At 69.2% G+C, this 21,774-nt stretch carries 19 protein-coding genes; 8 read left to right on the plus strand and 11 right to left on the minus strand.

Annotated features, from left to right (window positions below):
* Positions 1–4: 4 nt before the first annotated feature.
* The 4 genes from C1A17_RS10340 to dnaA form a co-directional block, all read right to left on the minus strand.
* Entirely contained in the window at positions 5–523 is a 519-nt protein-coding gene (locus tag C1A17_RS10340; protein WP_101652889.1) for a DciA family protein, read from the minus strand.
* Positions 520–1,647, minus strand: a complete 1,128-nt coding sequence (gene recF, locus C1A17_RS10345) for a DNA replication/repair protein RecF (RefSeq protein WP_101652890.1) — start codon at positions 1,645–1,647, stop codon at positions 520–522. The genes C1A17_RS10340 and recF overlap by 4 nt, the downstream gene beginning before the upstream one ends.
* Positions 1,647–2,792 carry a DNA polymerase III subunit beta gene (dnaN, locus tag C1A17_RS10350; protein ID WP_245873680.1) on the minus strand — a complete coding sequence of 382 codons (1,146 nt, stop codon included), beginning with the start codon at positions 2,790–2,792 and terminating at the stop codon, positions 1,647–1,649. Before dnaN ends, recF begins: the two co-directional genes overlap by 1 nt.
* Positions 2,793–3,304: 512 nt before the next feature.
* Entirely contained in the window at positions 3,305–4,837 is a 1,533-nt protein-coding gene (dnaA, locus tag C1A17_RS10355; RefSeq protein ID WP_245873681.1) for a chromosomal replication initiator protein DnaA, read from the minus strand.
* A gap of 607 nt (positions 4,838–5,444) precedes the next feature.
* Between dnaA and rpmH the strand changes: the two genes are divergently transcribed.
* The 8 genes from rpmH (at position 5,445) to C1A17_RS10395 (ending at position 10,863) form a co-directional block, all read left to right on the plus strand.
* Entirely contained in the window at positions 5,445–5,582 is a 138-nt protein-coding gene (rpmH, locus tag C1A17_RS10360) for a 50S ribosomal protein L34 (protein ID WP_101652892.1), read from the plus strand.
* Positions 5,583–5,584: 2 nt separating this feature from the next.
* On the plus strand, positions 5,585–5,923 hold the full coding sequence (gene rnpA, locus C1A17_RS10365; RefSeq protein ID WP_101652893.1) for a ribonuclease P protein component: 339 nt from the start codon (positions 5,585–5,587) through the stop codon (positions 5,921–5,923).
* Positions 5,920–6,327: a membrane protein insertion efficiency factor YidD gene (gene yidD, locus C1A17_RS10370; RefSeq protein ID WP_425427301.1), complete on the plus strand. Its 408-nt coding sequence runs from the start codon at positions 5,920–5,922 to the stop codon at positions 6,325–6,327. The genes rnpA and yidD overlap by 4 nt, the downstream gene beginning before the upstream one ends.
* Positions 6,328–7,284, plus strand: a complete 957-nt coding sequence (gene yidC, locus C1A17_RS10375; protein WP_101652895.1) for a membrane protein insertase YidC — start codon at positions 6,328–6,330, stop codon at positions 7,282–7,284.
* A gap of 15 nt (positions 7,285–7,299) precedes the next feature.
* Positions 7,300–7,875, plus strand: coding sequence for a Jag family protein (locus C1A17_RS10380; RefSeq protein ID WP_101652896.1), 576 nt, complete (start codon positions 7,300–7,302; stop codon positions 7,873–7,875).
* Between the two features lie 10 nt (positions 7,876–7,885).
* Complete coding sequence (rsmG, locus tag C1A17_RS10385; RefSeq protein WP_101653655.1) at positions 7,886–8,515, plus strand: 16S rRNA (guanine(527)-N(7))-methyltransferase RsmG; 630 nt, start codon at positions 7,886–7,888, stop codon at positions 8,513–8,515.
* Between the two features lie 181 nt (positions 8,516–8,696).
* Positions 8,697–9,596 (plus strand): ParA family protein, encoded by a 900-nt coding sequence (locus tag C1A17_RS10390; protein WP_101652897.1) that lies wholly within the window; start codon positions 8,697–8,699, stop codon positions 9,594–9,596.
* Positions 9,589–10,863 (plus strand): ParB/RepB/Spo0J family partition protein, encoded by a 1,275-nt coding sequence (locus tag C1A17_RS10395; RefSeq protein WP_101652898.1) that lies wholly within the window; start codon positions 9,589–9,591, stop codon positions 10,861–10,863. Before C1A17_RS10390 ends, C1A17_RS10395 begins: the two co-directional genes overlap by 8 nt.
* Positions 10,864–11,703: 840 nt before the next feature.
* Here C1A17_RS10395 and C1A17_RS10400 read toward each other — a convergent pair.
* The 7 genes from C1A17_RS10400 to C1A17_RS10430 all read right to left on the minus strand — a co-directional run bounded on the left by C1A17_RS10400 (position 11,704) and on the right by C1A17_RS10430 (position 21,710).
* Positions 11,704–12,843 (minus strand): N-acetylmuramoyl-L-alanine amidase, encoded by a 1,140-nt coding sequence (locus tag C1A17_RS10400; RefSeq protein ID WP_101652899.1) that lies wholly within the window; start codon positions 12,841–12,843, stop codon positions 11,704–11,706.
* 88 nt (positions 12,844–12,931) lie between these two features.
* Positions 12,932–13,252 carry a thioredoxin gene (gene trxA / locus C1A17_RS10405; RefSeq protein WP_101652900.1) on the minus strand — a complete coding sequence of 107 codons (321 nt, stop codon included), beginning with the start codon at positions 13,250–13,252 and terminating at the stop codon, positions 12,932–12,934.
* 11 nt (positions 13,253–13,263) lie between these two features.
* Positions 13,264–14,196 carry a thioredoxin-disulfide reductase gene (trxB, locus tag C1A17_RS10410; protein ID WP_101652901.1) on the minus strand — a complete coding sequence of 311 codons (933 nt, stop codon included), beginning with the start codon at positions 14,194–14,196 and terminating at the stop codon, positions 13,264–13,266.
* Positions 14,197–14,347: 151 nt separating this feature from the next.
* Complete coding sequence (locus tag C1A17_RS10415; RefSeq protein ID WP_101652902.1) at positions 14,348–16,087, minus strand: hypothetical protein; 1,740 nt, start codon at positions 16,085–16,087, stop codon at positions 14,348–14,350.
* A 1,092-nt stretch (positions 16,088–17,179) separates the two neighbouring features.
* Entirely contained in the window at positions 17,180–18,820 is a 1,641-nt protein-coding gene (gene murJ, locus C1A17_RS10420) for a murein biosynthesis integral membrane protein MurJ (protein WP_101652903.1), read from the minus strand.
* Positions 18,821–18,891: 71 nt separating this feature from the next.
* A complete protein-coding gene (locus C1A17_RS10425) occupies positions 18,892–21,225 on the minus strand; it encodes a DUF6049 family protein (protein ID WP_101652904.1) in 2,334 nt (777 codons plus the stop codon).
* Complete coding sequence (locus C1A17_RS10430) at positions 21,222–21,710, minus strand: NUDIX hydrolase (RefSeq protein ID WP_101652905.1); 489 nt, start codon at positions 21,708–21,710, stop codon at positions 21,222–21,224. The genes C1A17_RS10425 and C1A17_RS10430 overlap by 4 nt, the downstream gene beginning before the upstream one ends.
* Positions 21,711–21,774: the final 64 nt, after the last annotated feature.

A 21,774-nucleotide genomic window follows, 5' to 3' on the forward strand; every position in this document is an offset into this window, starting at 1 on the left:
CGCCTCATCCGTAGGTGTCCCGCGGTCCGCGACCGGCGACGCTGCGGCGGCCGCGCTTCCACGAGCGCTGCGCGGGCCCGAGGACGGTGAGGTCCTCGACGACCCGGGCGCCGAGCTCGCGCTCGAACCGGTCGAGCAGCAGGGAGGTCATGATCCGCAGCTGCGTGGCCCAGGTCGTCGACGAGGCGCGGACGACGAGGACGGGCGGTTCGAACTTCTCGACCGTGCAGTGCGCAGCGACGTCGGGGCCGACGAGCTCAGGCCAGCGACCGATCACCGCGCCGACGTTGAGCGAGGTAGCCCAGCCGTGGTCGCGGGTGATGCGTGACAGACCGGCGCCGAGCGGCTGGGGATCGCGCGGATCGGCCTTCGCTCCGGAGTACACCGGTTCGACGGTGCCGCCGCTCACCCGGGTCGAGCGGAAGAACGGCCGGAAGTCCGAGTCGGCCATCCGCCGCACGCGGTCGAGCGCCTCGAGCGCAGCCGCCGGCGCCGCGGTGAGGTCCCCGGGGTCGATGCTCATGGTGCGGTGACCTCGGTGAGATCGACGACCCGGCCCTCGAGGTTCTCCGGGATGTCCGCGCCGACCGCCGCGGTGATGAGCACCTGCTCGGCCTGGCCGACCCGCGCGGCGAGCCGACGGCGACGGCCAGTGTCGAGCTCGGCGAAGACGTCGTCGAGCACGAGCACCGGCTGATCCTCCCGCCCCTCGGACCCGCCGGCGAGGAGCTCCCAGCCGGCGAGCCGCAGCGCGAGTGCGAGCGACCAGCTCTCCCCGTGCGATGCGTAGCCCTTCGCCGGCATCGTGCCGATCGTCAGCTGCACCTCGTCGCGCTGCGGGCCGATGAGCGTGAGTCCGCGCTCGATCTCCGGGCGGCGCCGATCGCGGAGTCCGGTGACGATGACCGCCTGGGCCTCCTCGGGGGTGGTGACCTGTGCGTAATCGAGGCGCGAGGCGTAGTCGACGGCGGCCTGCCGGCGTTCGCTGCGGGCCTCGGCGGCGACGTACGCGAAGCTCTCGGCCAGCGGCTCGCGGAGGTCGGCGAGGAGCTCGCGACGACCGATGACGAGCTGCCCGGCGGCCTCGGCGAACGCCTGGTCCCAGATGTCGAGGGTCGCCTCGAGGGCGGGATCCGGGGTCGCCCGCAGGCTCTTGAGCAGGGCGTTGCGCTGCCGCAGGGCCCGCTCGACGTCGGCGATGACGCCGCTCATCCGGGGCTGGCGGGCGACGAGCAGGGTGTCGAGGTAGTCCCGGCGGTCGGCCGGCTCCCCTTTGACGAGACCGAGGTCCTCGGGGGCGAAGACGACGCTCGGCAGCAGCCCCAGGACCTCGCGGGTGCGGACGGCCCGGCGGTTGATGCGCGCCCGGTTGGCGCCACGGGCTTTGATCGTCACCTCGACGGTGACCTGGCGCTCCCCGCGGTGGGCGAGAGCGGACACGGTGGCCTCGGGACGCTCGTGACGGACGAGCGGAGCGTCCTGGGACACGCGGTGCGAGCGGAGACCCGACAGATAGCCCACGGCCTCGACGAGGTTGGTCTTGCCCCACCCGTTGGGGGCGGCGAAGGCGGTGACCCCCGATTCCAGCTCGAGATCGAGTGATCCGTACGAGCGGAAGTCACGCAGCGAGAGCCGGGATACCCACATCAGAATCTGATGATGGGCATCAGGAGGTAGCGGTACGAGGGGTCGTAGTCACCGTCGATCTCCTGCTGACCGGAGATCACGACGGGCTTCTTCGGTTCGGTCATGGAGAACCGGACGAACGGGGTGTCGATCGCCGCGAGGCCCTCGGAGATGAAGCCCGGGTTGAAGCCGGTGGTGATGTCCTCGCCGGAGATCTCGACCGGGAGCGATTCGCTCGCCTGGGCGTCGTCGCCGGCGCCGGCGCGCAGGGTGAGTGCCCCGTCGGCGAACTCGAACTTGATCGGGGTGTTGCGCTCGGCGACGAGGGCGACGCGGCGGACCGCCTCGCGCAGCGCTGCGGTCTCGAGGACTGCGTGGATCGGCACGTCCTTGGGGAACAGGGAGCGGACCTTGGGGTAGTCGCCCTCGACGAGGAGCGAGGTGGTGACCCGGCCGCTCGACGAGAATGCGAGCATGTCCTTGCCGCCGGACTCCGCGAGCGCGATCTCGACGTCGCCGCCCATCGCCTTGGCGGCATCGGACAGGGTCCGGCCGCGGACGAGCGCGGTGGCGGAGATGTCGGGGGTGCGCGGGTTCCAGCGGAACTCCCGCACCGCGAGCCGGTAGCGGTCGGTGGCGAGCAGCGTGACGGTGTCGCCCTCGATCTCGACGCGGACGCTCGTGAGGATCGGCAGCGTCTCGTCGCGCGAGGTCGCGATGCTCACCTGGGAGACCGCGTGGCTGAACTCGCCGGCCGACACGACGCCGGAGGTGTCCGGCACCGCGGGAAGCGCCGGGTACTCCTCGACCGGCATCGTCATGAGCGAGAACCGCGAGGACCCGCAGGTGAGGTCGACCTTGTTGCCGTTGCGCTCGAGGGTGACGGGCTGGTTGGGCAGCGCCTTGGCGATGTCGGCGAGCAGTCGGCCGGACACGAGGAGGGTGCCGGCAATCTCGACCTCGGCGGCGATCTCGACGCGGGAGGACACCTCGTAGTCGAAGACGGAGAGCTCGACCGATCCGGTGGCGTCAGCGGTGATGAGGATGCCGGTGAGGACGGGGACGGCCGGCCGCTGCGGGAGGCTCTTCGTTGCCCAGGTGACAGCTTCGGCGAGGACATCGCGCTCGACTCTGAACTTCACGGCCCCGGCGGATTCGGCGTTCACGGCACTCCTGTGGTTGAGGTCTCGCATGCGCGGCAGCGCGGTCTTGGCGAGTTGAAACTCTACACTCAGCCCCCCGGCGTGGCGAATTGGAATCACCCCGGTGGATGTGCTTCAGCGACCCTCCGCACACAGCGCGTCAGAGCCTCCTGCGAACCGTTCGAATCGTATCCCGTGAGCACTCCGCCGGACCATCGAGGTCCGTCCGGGCGCAGCCGGGGCAGCACCGCGATGAGCGGTGCGGAGGAGATGTCTTGGGTGAATGGGCAGTCGTAGTACCAGCACGTGTGGAAACTGTGGAACTACATCGATGTCATCGAGCATTCATCGGCGGGAGCGGCTCCGGCACCCGGTGGACGACGTGTGGACCCCGCTGTGCGCAGGAGAGCGCGCCTGTGAATCACACCGGTGTGGTTACACAGCCATCCACCGGCGGCGTGGTCTCCGTGCACGTCTCCGTACCCAGGATCAGGGGGTCTGCCCACAGGGTTGTCCACAGCTGTGAACAGTCCGGATCACAGCCGATGCTGTTGTTTGATGCGGTTTGTGAGCTCGGTGACCTGGGTGTAGAGCGCTCTCCGCTCGGCCATCTGTGTTCGAATCTTCTTGTTCGCGTGCATGACCGTCGTGTGGTCGCGCCCGCCGAACTCCTGTCCGATCTTCGGCAGGGAGAGGTCGGTGAGCTCGCGGCACAGGTACATCGCGATCTGGCGCGCGGTGGTGAGCGTGCGCGAGCGGCTCGCGCCGCACAGGTCGTCGAGGGTGAGGCCGAAGTACGCAGCCGTCTGCCCCATGATGTCCGTGGCGGTGATCTCCGGGGTGTCCTCGTGGGTGATGAAGTCCTTGAGCACGGTCTCGGCGAGTCCGACCTCGATCGCCTGATCGTTGAGGTTGGCGAAGGCGGAGACGCGGATGAGCGCACCCTCGAGCTCCCGGATGTTCGACGAGATCCGGGAGGCGATGTACTCGAGCACGTCGTCGGGAACGGCGAGACCCTCGCCGGCGGCCTTGTTCCGCAGGATCGCGAACCGGGTCTCGAGGTCGGGCGGCTGCACGTCGGTGAGGAGCCCCCATTCGAAGCGGGAGCGGAGGCGCTCCTCGAACCCCTTGAGCATCTTGGGCGGCTGGTCGGAGGTGATGACGACCTGCTTGTGCTCGTTGTGCAGGGCGTTGAAGGTGTGGAAGAACTCCTCGACGGTGGCGTCCTTGCCCTGGAGGAACTGGATGTCGTCGATCATGAGGATGTCGACCTCGCGGTAGCGGCGCTGGAACGCCGGCCGCAGCGAGCTCGAGGTCGAGGCGCCGATGGTGTTGATGAAGTCGTTGACGAACTCCTCGCTCGAGACGTAGCGGACCCGGATGTTCGGGTAGAGCTGCGCGGCGTAGTGGCCGATCGCGTGGAGGAGGTGGGTCTTGCCGAGCCCGGAGTCGCCGTAGATGAAGAGCGGGTTGTACGCCTTTGCCGGCGATTCGGCGACGGCGAAGGCCGCTGCATGGGCGAAGCGGTTCGAGGCGCCGATGACGAAGGTGTCGAAGGTGTACTTCGCGTTGAGCTGGGACACCCCGCTCGGATCGTCGGCGGGCGTGGGCGCGGCGCCGGCCGGGGCCGAGGCGGCGGCGGGTCGGGCGACCGGTGCCGGAGCCTCGGGTGTGGGGGAGGAGGTGGGAGCGGGTTCGGCCGCCGAGGGGTCGCTCGCCGGTGCGGGGACTGCGGGGATCCCCGGCGCGGGGGTGGCCTCGGCGGCATCCTGCGGCAGCGGAACGGGGACGTCGAGGGCGGGGTCGACGGCGATCGCGAAGGTGACGTCGTGGCCGAGCGCCGCGGAGAACTCGCGGGCGAGCGGCTCCCGGAGGTGGGTCTCGAGGGTCGTCCGGGTGAGCTCGTTGCGCACCGAGAGGACGACGAGCTGCCCTTCGACGAGCGCTTTCGGCACGGCGAGGGTGAGGAACCCCTTCTGGTGGGCGGTGATGCTCGCATCGTTGAGCAGATTCGACAGGACGACCTGCCAGATCTCCTGCAGGTCGTCGGCCCGGCTCGTCGTGCTCACTGCTGCTCCGTTCCCGTCTCCCCCAGGACTGTGGACAAAGGGGGTGTCGCTTCCACATAGTTTTCCACACAATGTGGAGAGAGACCGCAACTGGCCCGGATTCATCCACATCGGTGGAGAAAGGTGTGGAAAGCACACCGATGTGATTTGTGGATCGGGGTGTTCATGGCCTGTGTGCGATGACCGGCGAGTGAATGGCGACCGGCCCGGCGATGAACAGCGATCGGTGTCCGGCGAACGATGCCGGACGCATGACGTCGGGTGGACGGGACCTCGGGGTGGGTGGCACACGGGCCGGAGAACGATCCGGCCCGACCGGACTCCACGACGCCTGGAGCGGACTCCGCTGCACGCGGACCGGACGCCGTTGCACCCGGACCGGACGCCCCTACACGATGTGCGCGTCGGATCCCCGGTTTGACCGTGTTTCGGCGTGCCGTCTAAACTGGGGTGTCCTGTGTTGCGGGCCCCTTCCGAGTTGCGAGCGACTTCCCCACGGCCAACAGCGACAGGAGTGCACGGCCCAGAGCGGTCCACCTGAGCGTGGCCGACGATCGCAGATCCGTGCTGCCCGGCACCAGCAACGACAGATTATCGGAGAACCGAAGTGAGCAAGCGTACTTTCCAGCCCAACACCCGCAAGCGCGCCAAGACCCACGGCTTCCGTCTGCGCATGCGGACGCGCGCCGGTCGCGCCATCCTGGCCTCGCGTCGCCGCAAGGGACGCCGCGCGCTGTCCGCCTGATCGTGCTTCCGGGGAGGAACCGGATCCATCAGGGCGACGACTTCCGCCGCGTCTTCCGCACCGGACGGAAATCCGGGACGAAGCACCTGGTGATTTATTTCCTGCCGACAGCTGATGAATCCCACGCCCCGCGCGTGGGATTCGTCGTCTCCAGAGCAGTGGGCAATGCCGTGACCCGGAACCGCGTCAAGCGCCGGCTGCGGGCCATCATGCACTCCCGGCTCCCCGGTCTCGCCGCCGGGGACATGGTCGTCATCCGTGCGCTGCCGGCCGCTGCCGGCGCGGACTTCGCCGGCCTCGAGCAGTCGGTCGGCCGGGCCTTCGAACGGCTCGCCCGGTGAGGCACGGCGAGGACACCCCGTCGTCCCTGCCGGCTCGCCCCTCGGGGCGCTGGGCAGCGGTGCTCCACGGCGCACGCATCGCTCCGCGGATGCCCTTCGTGTGGTTCATGCGGCTGTATCGGCTGCTCATCTCACCCCTGTACGGTGACGTGTGCCGGTACTACCCGAGCTGTTCGAAGTACGCGCTCGACGCCTTCGAGGCGCAGGGTGCGGTGCGGGGACTCGGTCTGACGGCGTGGCGGGTGCTGCGCTGCAATCCGTTCTCCCCGGGCGGCGTCGACTACGCTCCGGGGTCGCTCATGGAGCACCGGAGCCGGGAGATCGAGGCCGGGCGCAGAAGTGGCACAATGTATCGAGACCTCAACACGGACGACCGCGCCGATCCGCGGCCAAGGAGAGACTGAATGTCATGGATTGACAATCTGCTTCTGCCCCTGCAGTGGGTGGTCGCGTGGATCCTCGCAATATTCCACCAGGTGTTCACCAGCCTGGGCATGAACGCCGACAGCGGCTGGACCTGGGTCCTGTCGATCGCCGGTCTCACCGTGGTGATCCGCGGCGTCCTCATCCCGCTCTTCGTCTACCAGATCAAGGCGCAGCGCAAGATGCAGCTGATCCAGCCGGACATCCAGCGGCTGCAGGCGAAGTACAAGGGCAAGAAGGATCAGTTCTCCCGGCAGGCCATGGCCGAGGAGCAGATGGCGCTGTTCAAGAAGCACGGAACGAATCCGTGGGCATCCTGCCTGCCGCTGCTCGTCCAGCTGCCGATCTTCTTCTCCCTCTTCCGCGTCATCAACAACACCCACGGCGTCGCCGTGGGTGATCTGCCGCCGATCGGCGGGATGACCCAGGCGCTCGCCCAGTCGGCGGACTCCGCGACGATCTTCTCCATCCCGCTGCAGGCGACCTTCCTGTCCGACGGGATCGGCGTCAAGGCCCTGACGGCCGTCCTCATCATCATCATGGGTGTCACGCAGTTCATCACCCAGAAGCAGATGATGACGAAGAACATGTCCGAAGCCGCGATGAACAACCCGTTCATGCAGCAGCAGAAGATGCTCCTCTACATCATGCCGGTGGTGTTCGCCGTCGGCGGCATCTACTTCCCGCTCGGTGTGCTCGTCTACTGGCTCGTGTCGAACACCTGGACGATGGTCCAGCAGTTCGTCGTCATCCGGAACATGCCGGCGCCGGGATCGAAGGCCGAGAAGGAGCTCATGGAGCGGCGGGCGAAGAAGGGCAAGTCCCCGCTGCCCGGATCGAAGCCGATCGAGATGACCCCGGAGCCCGAGGCGCCCGCCGGAGGCCAGCGCCAGCAGCCGGTGAGCAAGGCCCGCCAGAAGAAAAAGAAGAAGAAGTAAGAGGTTCGGAGAGCGATGACCGAGAACACCCAGCCCGATCCGGTGACCAGCGCCGAGGCCGCACCCGTGGACGCGGATGCGACCACCGCGGAGAACGCCGCCGAGGACACCCGGCCCACCCGCGCGCAGATGCTCGAGGAGGAGGGGGAGATCGCGGCGGACTACCTCGAGGAGCTCCTCGACATCGCTGACGTCGACGGTGACATCGACATCGACGTCGCCGACGGTCGAGCCGAGGTCGCCATCGTGTGCGAGGACGAGGACTCCAATCTGTCCACCCTCGTCGGGCGCGACGGCGCGGTCCTCACCGCCCTCCAGGAGCTCACGCGCCTCGCCGTGCAGACGAGCACCGGCCAGCGCTCGTGGCTCATGCTCGACATCGACGGGTACCGGGATCGTCGCAAGGACGACCTGCGGGCCCTGGCGGATCGCGCCATCGAGAAGGTCAACGAGTCCGGAGAGCCGTACACGTGCCGCCCGATGAACTCCTTCGAGCGCAAGGTCGTCCACGACCAGGCTGCGAAGGCAGGCCTCCGCTCGGAATCCGAGGGCGAGGGCGATCGCAGGCACGTGGTCATCCACGCGCAGTGATCCGATGATGATGAGTGCGGTCGAGCGGGAGCCGGCCTACGCCGCCGAAGTGTTCGGCGACAGGATCGCGGCCGCTCGCCGCTATGCCGAGCATCTTGCGACCACCGGGGTGGAATGGGGCCTCATCGGTCCGCGGGAGCTGCCCCGGCTCTGGACCCGCCACATCCTCAACTGTGCGGTCGTCGCCGAGCTCATCACCCCGGACGACGTCGTCGGGGATGTGGGATCGGGAGCGGGACTCCCGGGCATCCCCTTGGCGCTCGCTCAGCCGAACGCTCGCTACGTCCTCGTCGAGCCGATGGAGAGACGCGTCGACTGGCTGCAGATCGTTGTGGACGACCTCGGGCTCGAGAACGTCCGGATCGTGCGCGCACGGGTGGAGGATCTCGTCGACGACGAGATCTTCACCGCAGTCACCGCACGTGCAGTGAAGTCGCTCGCGGTCCTCGTCGAGTGGTGCGCTCCGGTGCTCGGGCCGGGCGGCCGAATCCTTGCGCTCAAGGGCGCGTCCGTGGACGCGGAGATCGACAAGGCGAAGAAGCAGATCCGGCGAGCGCGCCTGAGCGAAGCAGTCGTCCACGAACTCGGTGTCGGGGCGCTCGAGACGCCGACGCGGGTGGTGGAGCTCCGGCGGCACTGAGTCCGGTCGGCAGACGACCGGCACGCGGTGCGGACCGGGGTAATAATCGAACATAAATAGTACACCGGGCATCGGTCGATGCGTACCCGCCGCGTACCCGCCGTGCATGTTTCACGTGAAACGGTGTGACGGACTCGCTAGACTTCACGGGTACACACTTCCCAGGGACGGAGCATGCACGATGCCGATCATGGATGAGTCGACTCCCCTCGGGGCAGAGATCGCGCGCGACAACCGCCGCGCGCAGAGGCTCGAGGCGACCACCTTTCCGCGTCCAGACGTGACGCGGATCTTCACGATCGCGAATCAGAAGGGCGGGGTCGGGAAGACGACGAGCGCGGTCAACATCGCAGCGGCGCTGTCGGTCCAGGGTCTGCGGGTCCTCGTCATCGACATCGATCCGCAGGGCAACGCGAGCACCGCATTGGGGATCGAGCACTCGACCGACGTCAACAGCATCTACGACGTGCTCATCGATGACCTGCCGATGGCGGACGCCGTTGCCCAGTGCCCCGACCTCGAGAACCTCGTCTGTGTTCCCGCGACGATCGATCTCGCGGGCGCGGAGATCGAGCTCGTGTCACTCGTCGCGCGAGAGCAGAGGCTCCAGAAGGCCCTGACGACCTACCTCGCCGAGCGCGAGGATGCCGGCGACCGCGTCGACTACGTCATCATCGATTGTCCCCCGAGCCTGGGGCTTCTCACCGTCAACGCATTCGTCGCCGCTCGGGAGGTGCTCATCCCGATCCAGTGCGAGTACTACGCTCTCGAGGGTCTGAGCCAGCTGCTCAAGAACATCCAGCTCATCCAGAAGCACCTCAATCCCGAGCTGCAGGTGAGCACGATCCTGCTGACAATGTTCGACGGGCGGACGAACCTCAGCTCGCAGGTCGCCGAAGATGTGCGCGCCCACTTCCCCCGACAGGTCCTCGATGTCGCCATCCCCCGGTCGGTGAGGATCTCTGAGGCGCCGAGCTACAGGCAGACCGTCATCACCTATGAACCGAACTCGTCGGGTGCGCTGTCGTACCGCGAGGCAGCGGAACAGATCTCAATGCGAGGAGTGAAGAAGAATGGCTGAACGTCGACGCGGCCTGGGTCGTGGACTCGGAGCGCTGATCCCGGATGTAGTGACCGAAGAGCGGCCGATCGATGTGTTCTTCCCCTCTCAGGAGGGTTCTGGGGATGTTTCACGTGAAACGTCGGAGGAACGCTCCTCGAAGGACCCCGCCGTGTCGATGCGCCGGGCTCGCACCGATAAGAAGGCAAAGCCGGGAACCAAGCGTTCCTCGTCGACGACCAAGGCCGGGGCGGCGAAGGATTCCGGCAGTGCTGCGGGAGATGTCGCGACAGGCAAGACAGTGAAGACAGTCGAGAAATCGTCTCCCACCGAGCAGACGGTGTCGGCCTCGCGCACCACGACGACGCCGGCGCGTGACGTCGCTGACCGATCGGCAGCCAGCGAATCAGCTTCGCGCGGGGACGACGTTTCACGTGAAACATCGTTGGAGTCGGTTCCCGGGACTGCGTTCGGACTCCTCCCCGTCGAATCCATCAGCGCGAATCCTCGCCAGCCCCGCGCGATCTTCGATGAGGATGCTCTCGATGAGCTCGTCCATTCGATCCGTGAGGTCGGTGTCCTGCAGCCCGTGGTCGTGCGGCTCGTCGACGCCGAAGCACCTCGTTATGAGCTCATCATGGGCGAACGGCGACTCCGTGCATCGCGTGAGGCTGGTCTCGAGACCGTTCCGGCGATCATTCGACAGGTCGACGACGTCGATCTGCTCCGTGATGCCCTGCTGGAGAACCTGCACCGGGCCGATCTCAATCCGCTTGAAGAGGCGGCTGCGTATCAGCAGCTGCTCGACGACTTCCAGTGCACCCAGGAGGAGCTGTCGACCCGTATCGGCAGATCGCGTCCGCAGATCACCAACACGCTGCGCCTTCTCAAGCTCCCGCCCCTCGTGCAGCGCCGGGTTGCCGCCGGCGTGATCTCTCAGGGTCACGCCCGGGCGATCCTCGGTCTCGTCGACGCCGCGGCGATGGAGGTGCTCGCACAACGGGTTGTCGCGGAAGGCCTGTCCGTACGCGCGACGGAAGAGGCTGTGGTCCTCCTCAACCGGGGTGATCGGGTGAATGTTTCACGTGAAACGCCCGCACTGGACCCGGAACTCTCCGGCTTGGCTCGTTCTCTCGGGGATCAGCTGGATACTCGGGTGCGTATCACCATGGGTAAGCGGAAGGGCAGGATCAGCGTCGACTTCGCGAATGAGGACGATCTCACGCGCATCCTCGGGGTTCTGGGACTTTCGCCCTCGTCGGACGGGAACACGTCGGATAATCCCTGATAGCGTCACGCGTGTACCAAGGGCCCACCACTTCATGTGGTGGGCCCTTGAGTAATCAGCAGCGCGAGCTTGGCGCGGCCAGTGGCTTGTGGCGGGTTCGACGGCTCATCCGCCCCGGCAGGTTGAGTATGCGGCTCGGTATGGAGCATTCCGGGGCGGATGACCATCTGCCACCGTTGTCGAGCGATGATCGGTGCCCGCAGGAGAGTTCGGGTGCCCAATACCCAATACTCGACACCCAGTGCCTGGTGCCCAATGCCATGACCCAACGCTCAGAGCCCGGTGCCCTCGGGTAGGCGATCGTCTCAGCGACCCTATTGAGTTTTCGGTAGGAGTTGAGAACGCCACGAGTCGGTTTCACGTGAAACATCGCCCCGATCGTCACCTAACGTCAGAGTTCAGGATGGGCGCCGCCAGGGCGGAAGCGGGATCGCACGACCCGAGCATGATCGCTCCATGGCTCGCGTCTTCTGATAACGGGGAAGTTTGCTCGCCAGGTCGGAGAACAGCCGTTGGATGACCTGCGATCGTCCGCTCGCCGTCGCCTGCAGGAGTTCATCCAGATTGCAGGACGTCTCTTGGATCGCGGGTGACACTCGGCTTTCGGGTGACACCGTTGCGGTGAGAGCATCGTTCGGGCTCCACTGTGCTGAGGAACCGGGAGGGCGCCCTGGGTGTCACTTTCCAAGGAGCCATCCGTAGTGGCGTAACCACGCTCCGGCGATACGCAGGGAAAGGCGATGGGTGCCCTTCAAGGATAGGCGGATCGGCGGCACACCACAGGGTACGTACCTTGTCTCACCTGGGACGAGTCAGCGCAGAGACGAATTTGCGCGTGCTTCAGAGCTGTGCGCGAACCGCTGCCAGATCGAGCGTTCCCGTCGGCGGATCGACCTCATCGCGGAGGTAGAGTCGCTGCACCGACACCGCGATCGATTCGGCCACGGCGTCCCGGACGTCCGCGTTCTCGAGAGCCGCGCGATCGGATTCGTTGCTGATGTAGCCGGGCATGACGTGGATCTTCGGTGACCGGACTGCGCGGAGCGATTCCCAGGTGCGGGGGTGCGTGCGGCAGTCGAGGAACTCGGTGCGGGCGCACATCTCCTTCTGCGCGAGGTCGGCGAGGGCTCTGCCCACGGGCGAGGCGACGGACCCGTCGTCCGCCCTGCCGAAGTAGTAGGTCGCTGCACCCTGAGCGTTCCGGTTTCGTTGGCTGTCGATGTTGATGGTGATGATGGCGGAGGCGCCGAGCTCGTCGCCGAGCGACCCGCGGCCGTGCTCACCGGAGAGGAAGACGGTCGCCGCGCCGAGCGCGGAGAGCCGTCCTTCGAGACGACGGGCGATGTCGGTGGCGTACGCGCTCGCGAGCTCCCGGTTCTCAGGGGTGTAGTGCGTGCGGAAGAAGTCGGTGGAGGAGGTGTCGGCTTCGATGACGATGACCCGGCCGGCCAGCGACGGACCGGAGGCGGTCACGCGTGCGCGCTCCTGGAGGGCGAAGACGTTGCCGACGCTCTGATCGCGGTGGACGGCGCGCAGCCCGGCGAGGGTCGTGGGGCCGGCGATGCCGTCGGGGCGGAGGCCGAGGCCGGTCTGGGCCTCGCGGACCGCGGCGTCGGTGGCCTCGGCGAAGACGTAGTCGACGCGGTGGGTGTAGATGCCGAGCCGGCTCAGCGCCTTCTGGAGCTCGGCGACGTCATCTCCGACGAGGGGGCGCACGGGGTCGAAGCGGAGCACGCGATCGCCCAGGCGGTGGCGTGCGAGTTCGATCTGACTGAAGGTCTCCGGTCCGAGCAGCCCGTCGCACAGCAATCCCCGGTCCTGCTGGAACCTGCGGACCACGGAATCGAACTGGTGATCGAATTCCGGGGAACGTTCGTCTCCGACCGCATATCCCAGGCGCGACAGCTGGGCTTTGGTCGCCAGCAGGATGTCGCTGCGGTCCCCTTCGGAGAGGGAGGGGAAGCGTGAGGTCGGAGTCATCGTTCTCGCAATTGTCGGCAGGGTAGGAATGGGCAAGGCGCCTGTTGAGTTTACAACAGGCGCCCTGCCGACGGCTGGAAGCGGAAGCTCAGCCCGTGAACTCGGCGAGCTCCTGGAGCAGCGCGGGCTTCGGGCGGGCGCCGATGATCGTCTTGGCGACCTCGCCGTCCTTGAAGACGTAGAGGGCGGGAATCGAGGTGATCCCGTACTTCGCGGCGGTCTCCATGTTCTCGTCGGTGTTGACCTTGACGACCGTGAGCGAGTCGGCCTGCTCCTCGGCGATCTCGTCGACGATCGGGGACACCATGCGGCACGGGCCGCACCAGGGCGCCCAGAAGTCCACGAGGACGGGCTTATCGGACTGCAGGACCTCGGCGTCGAACGTGGCGTCGGTGACTTCCTTGGACATTGCGGTTCTCCTTAATCGTTGAGCGAGGCGAGGTAGTGCTCGGCGTCGGTGGCTGCCACGCAGCCGGAGCCGGCGGCCGTGATCGCCTGACGGTAGACGGGATCGATGACGTCGCCGGCGGCGAAGACGCCGGGAACGGTGGTGCGGGAGCTGCGTCCGTCGACGGCGAGGTACCCGTCGGGACGGATCTCGAGAGCGTCCTTGAACAGATCGGTCCGCGGATCGGATCCGATCGCGACGAAGAGGCCGGTGACGGGCAGTTCGCTCGTCTCGCCGGTGGCCGTGCTCCGGACGGTGAGCCCGGTAAGGCCGGTGTCGCCGTGGATCTCCGCGACCTCCGCGTCGAGGAGGAACTCGAGCTTCGGGTCGGACTTCGCACGGTCCTGCATCGCCTGCGAGGCGCGAAGCTCCTGGCGCCGATGGATGAGAGTGACCTTCGAGGCGAAGCGGGTGAGGAAGGTCGCCTCCTCGAGGGCGGAATCGCCGCCTCCGACGACCGCGATGTGCTGGTCCTTGAAGAAGAAGCCGTCGCAGGTCGCGCACCAGCTCACGCCGTGGCCGGACAGCGCCTTCTCGTTCGGCAGGCCGAGCTCGCGATACGCCGATCCGGTGGCGAGGATGACCGCCTGGGCGGTGTACTCGCTGCCCAGCGCGGTGGTGATGCCATGGGCTCCCGGCTCGAACCGGATCTCGGAGACGTCGTCGTAGACGACCTGAGCACCGAAGCGCTCGGCCTGCTCGCGCATGTTCTCCATGAGTTCGGGTCCCTGGATGCCCGTGGGGAACCCGGGGAAGTTCTCGACATCGGTGGTGTTCATGAGTTCGCCGCCGGCGGTGACCGAGCCGGCGATGACCACGGGCGAGAGATTCGCGCGCGCGGCGTAGATGGCCGCGGTGTAGCCGGCGGGGCCGGAGCCGATGATGACGAGCGGGTGTTCGGTCATGGATTCTCCTAGGGCGTCCGGCATCGGGCCGGGCGCGGACGGACTCCCGGCGGGAGCCGAGGTGCGAAGTGGGCGACGTACTCACAACAGACCGGTGGGTACGGTTTATTCCGCATGCTCCCCACGCGAATGCGGGCAGAGCACCGAAGGATCAGGAGACCTCGACCTCACTGATCCGGGCGCGGAATCCCCCCGAGTCGGAGGGGAGCTCGGTGATCCAGACGAAGACGTGCGTTCCGGTCGCGGGTTCGTCCAGCTCGATGGTGCCGGAGCCGTCGGGCAGTTCGTCGGTGGCCACGGTCTCCGCCTCCTCCGGGTCGTCGGAGTCGCCGACGCGGATCTCGATGGTTCCGCCCGGGGTGCCGGAGATCAGGGTGATGGCTGACACGGCGGCCTCCTCCTCGAGTTCGAGGCCCAGGCCGAGGCCCGTCTTGAGGTTGCCGAACTCGGCCGAGTTGTAGCGATCGGTCTCCCACGTCCCGGAGACGTCGGGAAGGACCTTCTCCGCATCGTCGTCGTTCTCACTGCCGTCGCCCTCGGGGTCGAGCGCCTCGACCGAGGCGATCACCGGTGCCGGTGCCTCGTCCTCGGTGGGGGCCGGGGAGGCCTCGGTGGGCTCGCTCGTCGGCTGCGGTGTCTCCTCCGCCGTCGGCGAGGACCCGGGTCGCACGAACAGTCCGATGATGAGGCCGATGGCGACGAGCACGGCGAGCACTCCGACGACGAGTGGCAGGATCCGGCGCGAACCGCCGGAACCGGATGTGCCCGTCCCGGACGCGCCCGTGCCGGGTGAGGTCGACTGCGCGCGATCGGTGCGATCGGGAGTGCCGTCCGCGGTGGGCCGGCTCGCGCCGGCTGCGGCAGCGGCGACCGCTCCTGCTGCGGCGGCGGTGCCGGCGGACCGCTTCGTCCCGGAGCCCTGGCGAGCACCACCGTGCGCGGTGCTCGGGGAACCTCCGTCCTTCGAGGATCCGCCGCCGCCCGGCCGAGTTCCCGAAGCCGTCGCCCCGTCGCTCGCACCGCGGCCCGACAGCTGTGCGTCCTCAGGGTCCGTACCCTTCTGACGTTCAGTTTCAGAGAAGTTGAAGGGCTGGGTCGGTCCTGGATCGAAAGGGTCCGAACCCTGCTCTGACTCTTTGAGCGAGCCCGAATCGGAGAGATCGTGTCCGAGATCGCCGGGCGCGGATGCGGTCGCCGCAGGTGCGGCGGATGTGCCCCGGAGCTTCTCGACGGTCTCCGCCTGCAGCCGGCGCTCGCGCTCGAAGTCGGCGCGCTGACGCGCGAGCTCCTCCTCCCGAGTGGTGAACATCCCGCCGAGGAACCACGAGCCGTCGTCCTCCTCGCCGGGTTCCGCATCGTGCCGGGCGTCGTCGTGCCGATCGAGCTCGATGACCTGGGTGTCCTCGGAATCGGTCCACAGATCGTCGCGGTTGAGGATCGGTGCCGTGAGGTTCTCGTCGTGCTCGCGGGAGGCGTACTCGGAATACGTGGAGAAGGTGTCCTCGGGCTGCCATTCGCGGGTGTCCCCGATGGCGCGGTCCACGGAATCGACGGACACGGGGAAGGTCGTCGCGCGGCGCATCTGCATGTGCTCGTCGAACGGCGAGGCTTCGCTCCCGGCGACGCCCGCCGCGAGGCCCGAGGTGCCGGGACGGGACATACCGATGCGCTTGAGGGCGGCTTGGAGCTGCTGCGGAGTGGCGCGGCGGGTCGGTGCGGCCTCCTCGGCGTCCTCCTGCGGGCCGGGAGCCGGCGTGCGGCTGGGGCGGACCCCGGCGCCGCCGTCGCGGGCGGCAGCTGCTGCGGGCGGATGGGCTGCCGGGCCCGAGGGGATGCTTCCGGCCTCGGCGGTCCGCGCAGCGCCGGCTCCGGCGACGGCAGCTCCGCCCACACCTGCGCCCGCCGCGCCGGCGGTCGTGCTCGGCGCTGCGCTGGGGGTGCGGGGTGCCGCGGTGCTCGGTCGACGGCGGTCGTGCTCGGCGCTGCGCTGGGGGTGCGGGGTGCCGCGGTGCTCGGTGCTGCGGGGCCGGGGGTGGCCTCTGGACGGGAGGTGCGGGCGTCGGCTCCGCTGAAGCCCTCGGCGCCGCCGGGGAACAGGTCTTCGTCGGCCGGGGCGGAGGCGCCGCCGCGGGCGAGGCGGACGAGAGCGCGGGTATCCCACTCGCCGAGGTAGCGGACGATCTCGCTCGGGCTGCGGGGGCCGGCCTCGGTGCGGGTGATGACCCCGGAGACGAACTCCTCGAGGTCCCGCGGGATCCCCGGGGTGATGGTCTCGGCGCGGACGATGAGCGCGTTCTTCTTGGGTGCGGGCGGCAGACCGGAGCGGGACTCCTCGCCGGGCCAGTGCGCGGTGAGCGCGGCGTAGAGGAGGGTGACGAGGGCGAGGGCATCCTCGCGCAGGGCCTCCCGGCTCGACATCGTGTCGAGGCCGAGCTCGTAGGGCTCGTCGGCGACGGCCGCATCGATCGCCATGCCGCGCACCTCGACCTCCCCCTCCGGAGTCAGGCCGATCGAGTCGGGGCCGAGGCACAGGTGGTGGAGTCCGCGCTTCGAGGCGTGGACGAGGGCGGTCGCCGCCTCGCCGATGAGGGCGCGGGCGGCCTCGGGATCGAGGGGTCCGGAGGCGAGGAGAGCGGGCAGTGGGGTGGCCGTGGGCCGCTCCGAGACGACGAAGTCGAGGCCGTCGGCGCGTCCGACGTCGTGGAGCCCCGGGATCCGGGGGTCGGTGAGCAGAGCGGCGCGTCGGGCGGCGTCGAGCAGGTCGCCCGAGCGGGTGGAGTCGGCGACGTAGAGCTGGGCGGGCTCGTCGAGGATCGCGTCGATGACGAGGCAGACGGTACCGGCTTCCGGGAACCCCGCCAGCCAGGGTCGCAGGACCTCGGAGACGACGTATCGGCCGGCGACGACCGTGCCGCGCTCGATGTTGATCAGGGGGACCACCTCCGCAGGATCCTGCTTCGCCTCAGAGTCGAATACTACCGTTTCACGGCGCGCCGCGATTCAGGCGCCGCCGCACCGTGTCGAGCACCGATCGGAGCTCGCGGACGCGGAGCACCCAGCACGCACCGAGGTAGACGACGAGCATGGCGGTGCCGATCCAGCCCACGGTGACGAGCGCGCCGAGCCGCGCCTCCCACGCGCCGGGACCCACCCAGGCGAGCAGACCCATCCCCGCTCCGCAGGCGAGCAGACCGGCCACCGCGAACTTGAGGTGGGCGAGCAGGATGGGCGTCGAGTCGAGGTGCGCGAGGCGCCGGCGGAGCAGGAGCGCGCTCGCGAGGCACGCGAACAGGTAGCCGAGGCTCATCGACAGTCCGATGCCTGCGACGACGAACTGCTGGGGCAGGAGGGCGCCCGAGGCGAGAACGCCGCCGGAGGTGAGGACGACCTGGGGGAGCTGGACCCAGAACGGGCTGCGGGCGTCCTCGTAGGCGTAGAACACCCGCTGCAGCAGGTAGTTCGCGCTGAACGGGACGAGGCCGATGACCATGGTGATGAGCACGAGGCCGATCGACCGGGCCTGCTCCTGGGTGCCGCCGCCGATGAGCATCGCCGCCGGGCCGGCGAGCGCGATGAAGGCGACGGTGGCGAACATGTTGACGAGCCCGACCACCCGGAGGCCGAGGGCCAGCGAGGACCGCACCGAGCGCACGTCGCCGTCGGCGGCGAAGGAGCTCATCGAGGTGAACAGCGCCGTCGCGAGCGAGACCGCGACGAGCGAATGGGGGAGCATGAACATGAGGTAGGAGACCGAGTACGCCGCGTTCGAGGCGGACACCTCGCCGCCGGCCGAGCTCGCCGAGGCCGCCACCCGGCTCGTGACGACGAAGCCGAGCTGGCCGACGAGGACGGCGGCGAAGGTCCAGCCGGCGACGGTGCCGGCGGTGCGGAGGCCGAAGCCGCGGAAGCCGAAGGTGGGCCGGAACGCGAAGCCCATGCGGCGGAGCGGGACGAGGAGCACGAGGGCCTGGAGGACGACGCCGAGGGTTGCGGAGCCCGCGAGGAGCGCGATCTTCGCGGTGTCCCAGGTGCCGACCGCGTGCTGCCCGGTCTCGCCCGGGCCGAACACGAAGATGAATGCGACGAGGCCGAGGATCGCGACGAGGTTGTTGACGACCGGCGCCCACATGTACGGGCCGAAGGACGAGTGCGCGTTGAGCACCTGACCGAGCATCGTGTACAGGCCGTAGAAGAAGATCTGCGGCAGGCACCAGTAGGCGAATGCGACGGCGAGCGCGGTCTGCTCGGGACTCCACGTCGCCGACGAGTACAGCCTCACGAGGAGCGGCGCGCACAGCGTCGCGATGACGGTGACGCCGAGGAGGAGGACGACCGTGAGCGTGAGCAGCCGGTTGGTGAAGTCCCGGCCTCCGTCGGTGCGCCGGGTGGCGCGCACGATCTGCGGCACGAGGACGGCGTTGAGGACACCGCCGGCGAGCAGCATGTAGAGGTTGTTCGGCACCTTGTTCGCGACGTCGAAGGCGTCGGCGGCACCGCCGACGGTCACGCCGATCGCGGTCGCCAGGAGCATCGTCTTGACGAACCCGAGGATCCGGGAGACCAGGGTGCCGGCGGTCATCACTGCCGAGGATCTCGCCAGGGACGAAAGCCGGGTGGCCGCCACCGGTGCTCCTCTCGCGGTCGATCGTGGTGCGGGCGCGCCGGTCCCGGAGGACTGCGGCGACGCGGCCCCGGCTACCTGCTGTCGTTCTGCCGCGCCCGGGCCACTGCGGCCTCGAGCTGGCTCTTGGGAATCTTACGCCGACCGCGGGACACCGACTTCACGAGGCCGACGACGAACACGATGAGCAGTCCGGCGGCGATGACCGCAATCCCGATGTTCTCCCAGTCCGCCCGGACCCGGACGAGCAGCTCGCCGGTCGAGGGGACGACGTATCCGTTCTCCGCGACGATCTCGACGCGCGCCTCGACGTCGGCGTTGGCGATCCCCTCGACGGGGACGTCGACCCGGGTGCTCTCGCGCGGCTGGAGCTCGATCGTCTCGCTCGCCTGCGTGCGCAGCTGCGGGGTGGGGGCCGTGACCCGGACCGTCACGGTGGCCGGCCGGTCGGAGGCGTTCTCCACCCGCACCGGGATCGTCGTGCGCTCGCCGGTGACGAGGAGCACGGGCGATCCCTCCTCCGGACGGATGCTCGAGGTGAGCGCATCGATCTCGGTGCCGAGCGCCTCGGTGCACGCGGCGTGGTTGGGGGCGTCCGCCCAGGCGGCCTGCGCGCAGCCGAGCACCGTGCGCTCGAGGTCGCGACGGGCGAGCCCGGGCTCGGTGAACACGGCCGCGTACTCGTCCGCGGCGCCGTGCGCCTGCCCCATCCTGGAGACCGATTCGGCCGACAGACCCGCTCGGCGGGTCGTGTCCGCGACCGGGGCGCGGGACACCGGCTGGCTCTCGAACAGGTCGTCGAGCGGCCGGAGGGAGAGCCAGGGCGCTGAGCGGGTCGCCTGGGCGATGCTCACCCACGAGGGGTCGGCGGCGGTGCGCGGCAGCGTGACGAAGAGGTGCCGGGAGTCGTAGGGGCGCTCGCTGGTGATCGCCGAGCTCTCCGCGACGAACTCGCTCACCGCCGTGGCGGGCGCGGCGGAGGTGCCTGCGGCGGCGACGGCGTCGAACAGACCGGTGTCGAGGACGAGCGAGTCGACGATCCTCCCGGCATCGGTTCCCGCATCGGTGTCGTCGCCCGCGGCCGGCGCCACGGTCACGGTGGCGTGCGCATCGGAGGTGTAGCCGGTGAGGGCCGGCTGCTGGAGATCGGAGAGCACGACGGCCTCGGTGTCGGCGTCGACGAGCTGCGGGAGGTTCTCCGGCGTCACGGTGCCCGACACCGGCCAAACGAGGTCGGTCCGGGCGTGGGGGAACATCTCCGTGACGATCGCGGCATCGCCGCGCGCGCTCTCGGCGAGCCCGCCGAGGCCGCCCGCGGTGAGCGAGGCGAGGTCGGCGTCGGCCCACGGCAGGGCGACGAGGGTGCGGGAGCCGGCGAGGTCCGCGAAGCGGGTGAACCACTCGCGCAGCTGCGGCGTCGGGTCGGTGCCGTCGGCCGGTTCGCTCGCGAGCTCCGCAGGTTCGGCCGACGCGGTGGTGGTCGCAGCGGGGTCCGGCACCGGTGCGGTGGTCTGGGGCACCTCGACCTCGGAGGAGCGGAGAGCGGAGTCGATCGAGCTGAGCAGGCGCGGGTCGACGGCGAGCGCGATCGCGGGATCGACCTCGGCGGCCTCGAGCAGCGAGGTGAGCGCGCCGCCGGGGCCGGCGGCCTCCTCGAGATCCTGCTGGGCGATGAGACCGGTCGAGGAGAAGCCGGGCAGGGTGACCGGCATGAGCAGGGTGATCGAGGTGGCGTCGGGATCCGGGTCCGGGTACCAGGTGGTGAAGCCGGCGGCGGTGTGCGCGACCGGTCCGGAGTCGCTCTGCCCGGTGAGCGCGACGGAGAGGCCGCGGGCGCCCCAGGCGCTGATGGGCGAGCTCGTGCTGAGCTCGAGGTCGTCGGCGGGCACCTCGAAGGCGAACCGGACGGAGCCCCCGGGATCGAGCGCAGCGGGCAGGTCGGGGACCGCGGGGGCTGACCCGCCGTCCCCCTCGTCCGCGGCGGGACCGTCGTTCGCAGGAGGGGCGTCGGTCGACGATGCGAGCTCCCGGTAGCGGCCCCGGCCGTCGGCCCAGCGGTTGATGAGCAGGCGCGAGTCGAGGCGCGCTGTCGACATCCGCAGATCGAGGGCCGGGGTGCGCAGGGGCTCGGCACCGCGATTGGTCACCGTTCCCGCGACCCGGAGCGTGCCCTCGGCGTCGAGCCACGGGGTGATCTCGTCGAGCACCACGGCCGCGGGCTCCTGCGGGGTCGGAGTCGGTGCCCCGGCGGACCCGGAATCGGCGACCGGCGGGGACGATTCCACCGGGGGTTCGGGCACGGGCCCGGCCGCCGCCGGGGCGAGGGCGAGCGGGAGCCCGGTGAGCAGGAGGACGAGAAGGGCGAGGACCAGCAGCGGCGCGGTGCGGCGCGGTGGAGCGAGGGTCACGGCAGGAACCGGGGAAGGATGGTGCGGGCCGCCGCGACAATGCGCCGTTCATTGGCGAACGACAGGCGGGAGCCGAGCTCCGCGAAAGGCACCCACGCGGCGTCGACGGCCTCGTGGTCGGGGTCGTTCTCCACCGTGATCCGGCCGCCGGTGGCGCGGAGCAGGAAGTGGTGGACGACCTTGTGCACCCGGTAGCCCGCGACGGAGAACCAGTAGTCCACACTGCCGAGCGGGGCGACGACGCTGCCCTCGACGCCGGTCTCCTCGGCGACCTCGCGGCTGGCGGCCTGCGCGGCCGTCTCCTCGTTCTCGAGGTGGCCCTTGGGCAGGCACCATTCGAGGCGGCCGGCCCGGTTGATCCGCGCGATCACCGCGACGGGGAGCTCCGGCCGGGCGAAATCGACCACGATGCCGCCCGCGGAGGTCTCCTCCACGGTGTTCGAGCGGGCCGGGAACGGTCCCGGCTTGGGCAGCGGCCTGGCCATGTCATCACTGTATCGTCCGCACCTTGGGAGTTCCGTGGCCGTGGCGCCCGCCGGTGCCCGGCAC

It is taken from the genome of Brevibacterium ihuae (assembly GCF_900184225.1).
GTDB lineage: Bacteria > Actinomycetota > Actinomycetes > Actinomycetales > Brevibacteriaceae > Brevibacterium > Brevibacterium ihuae.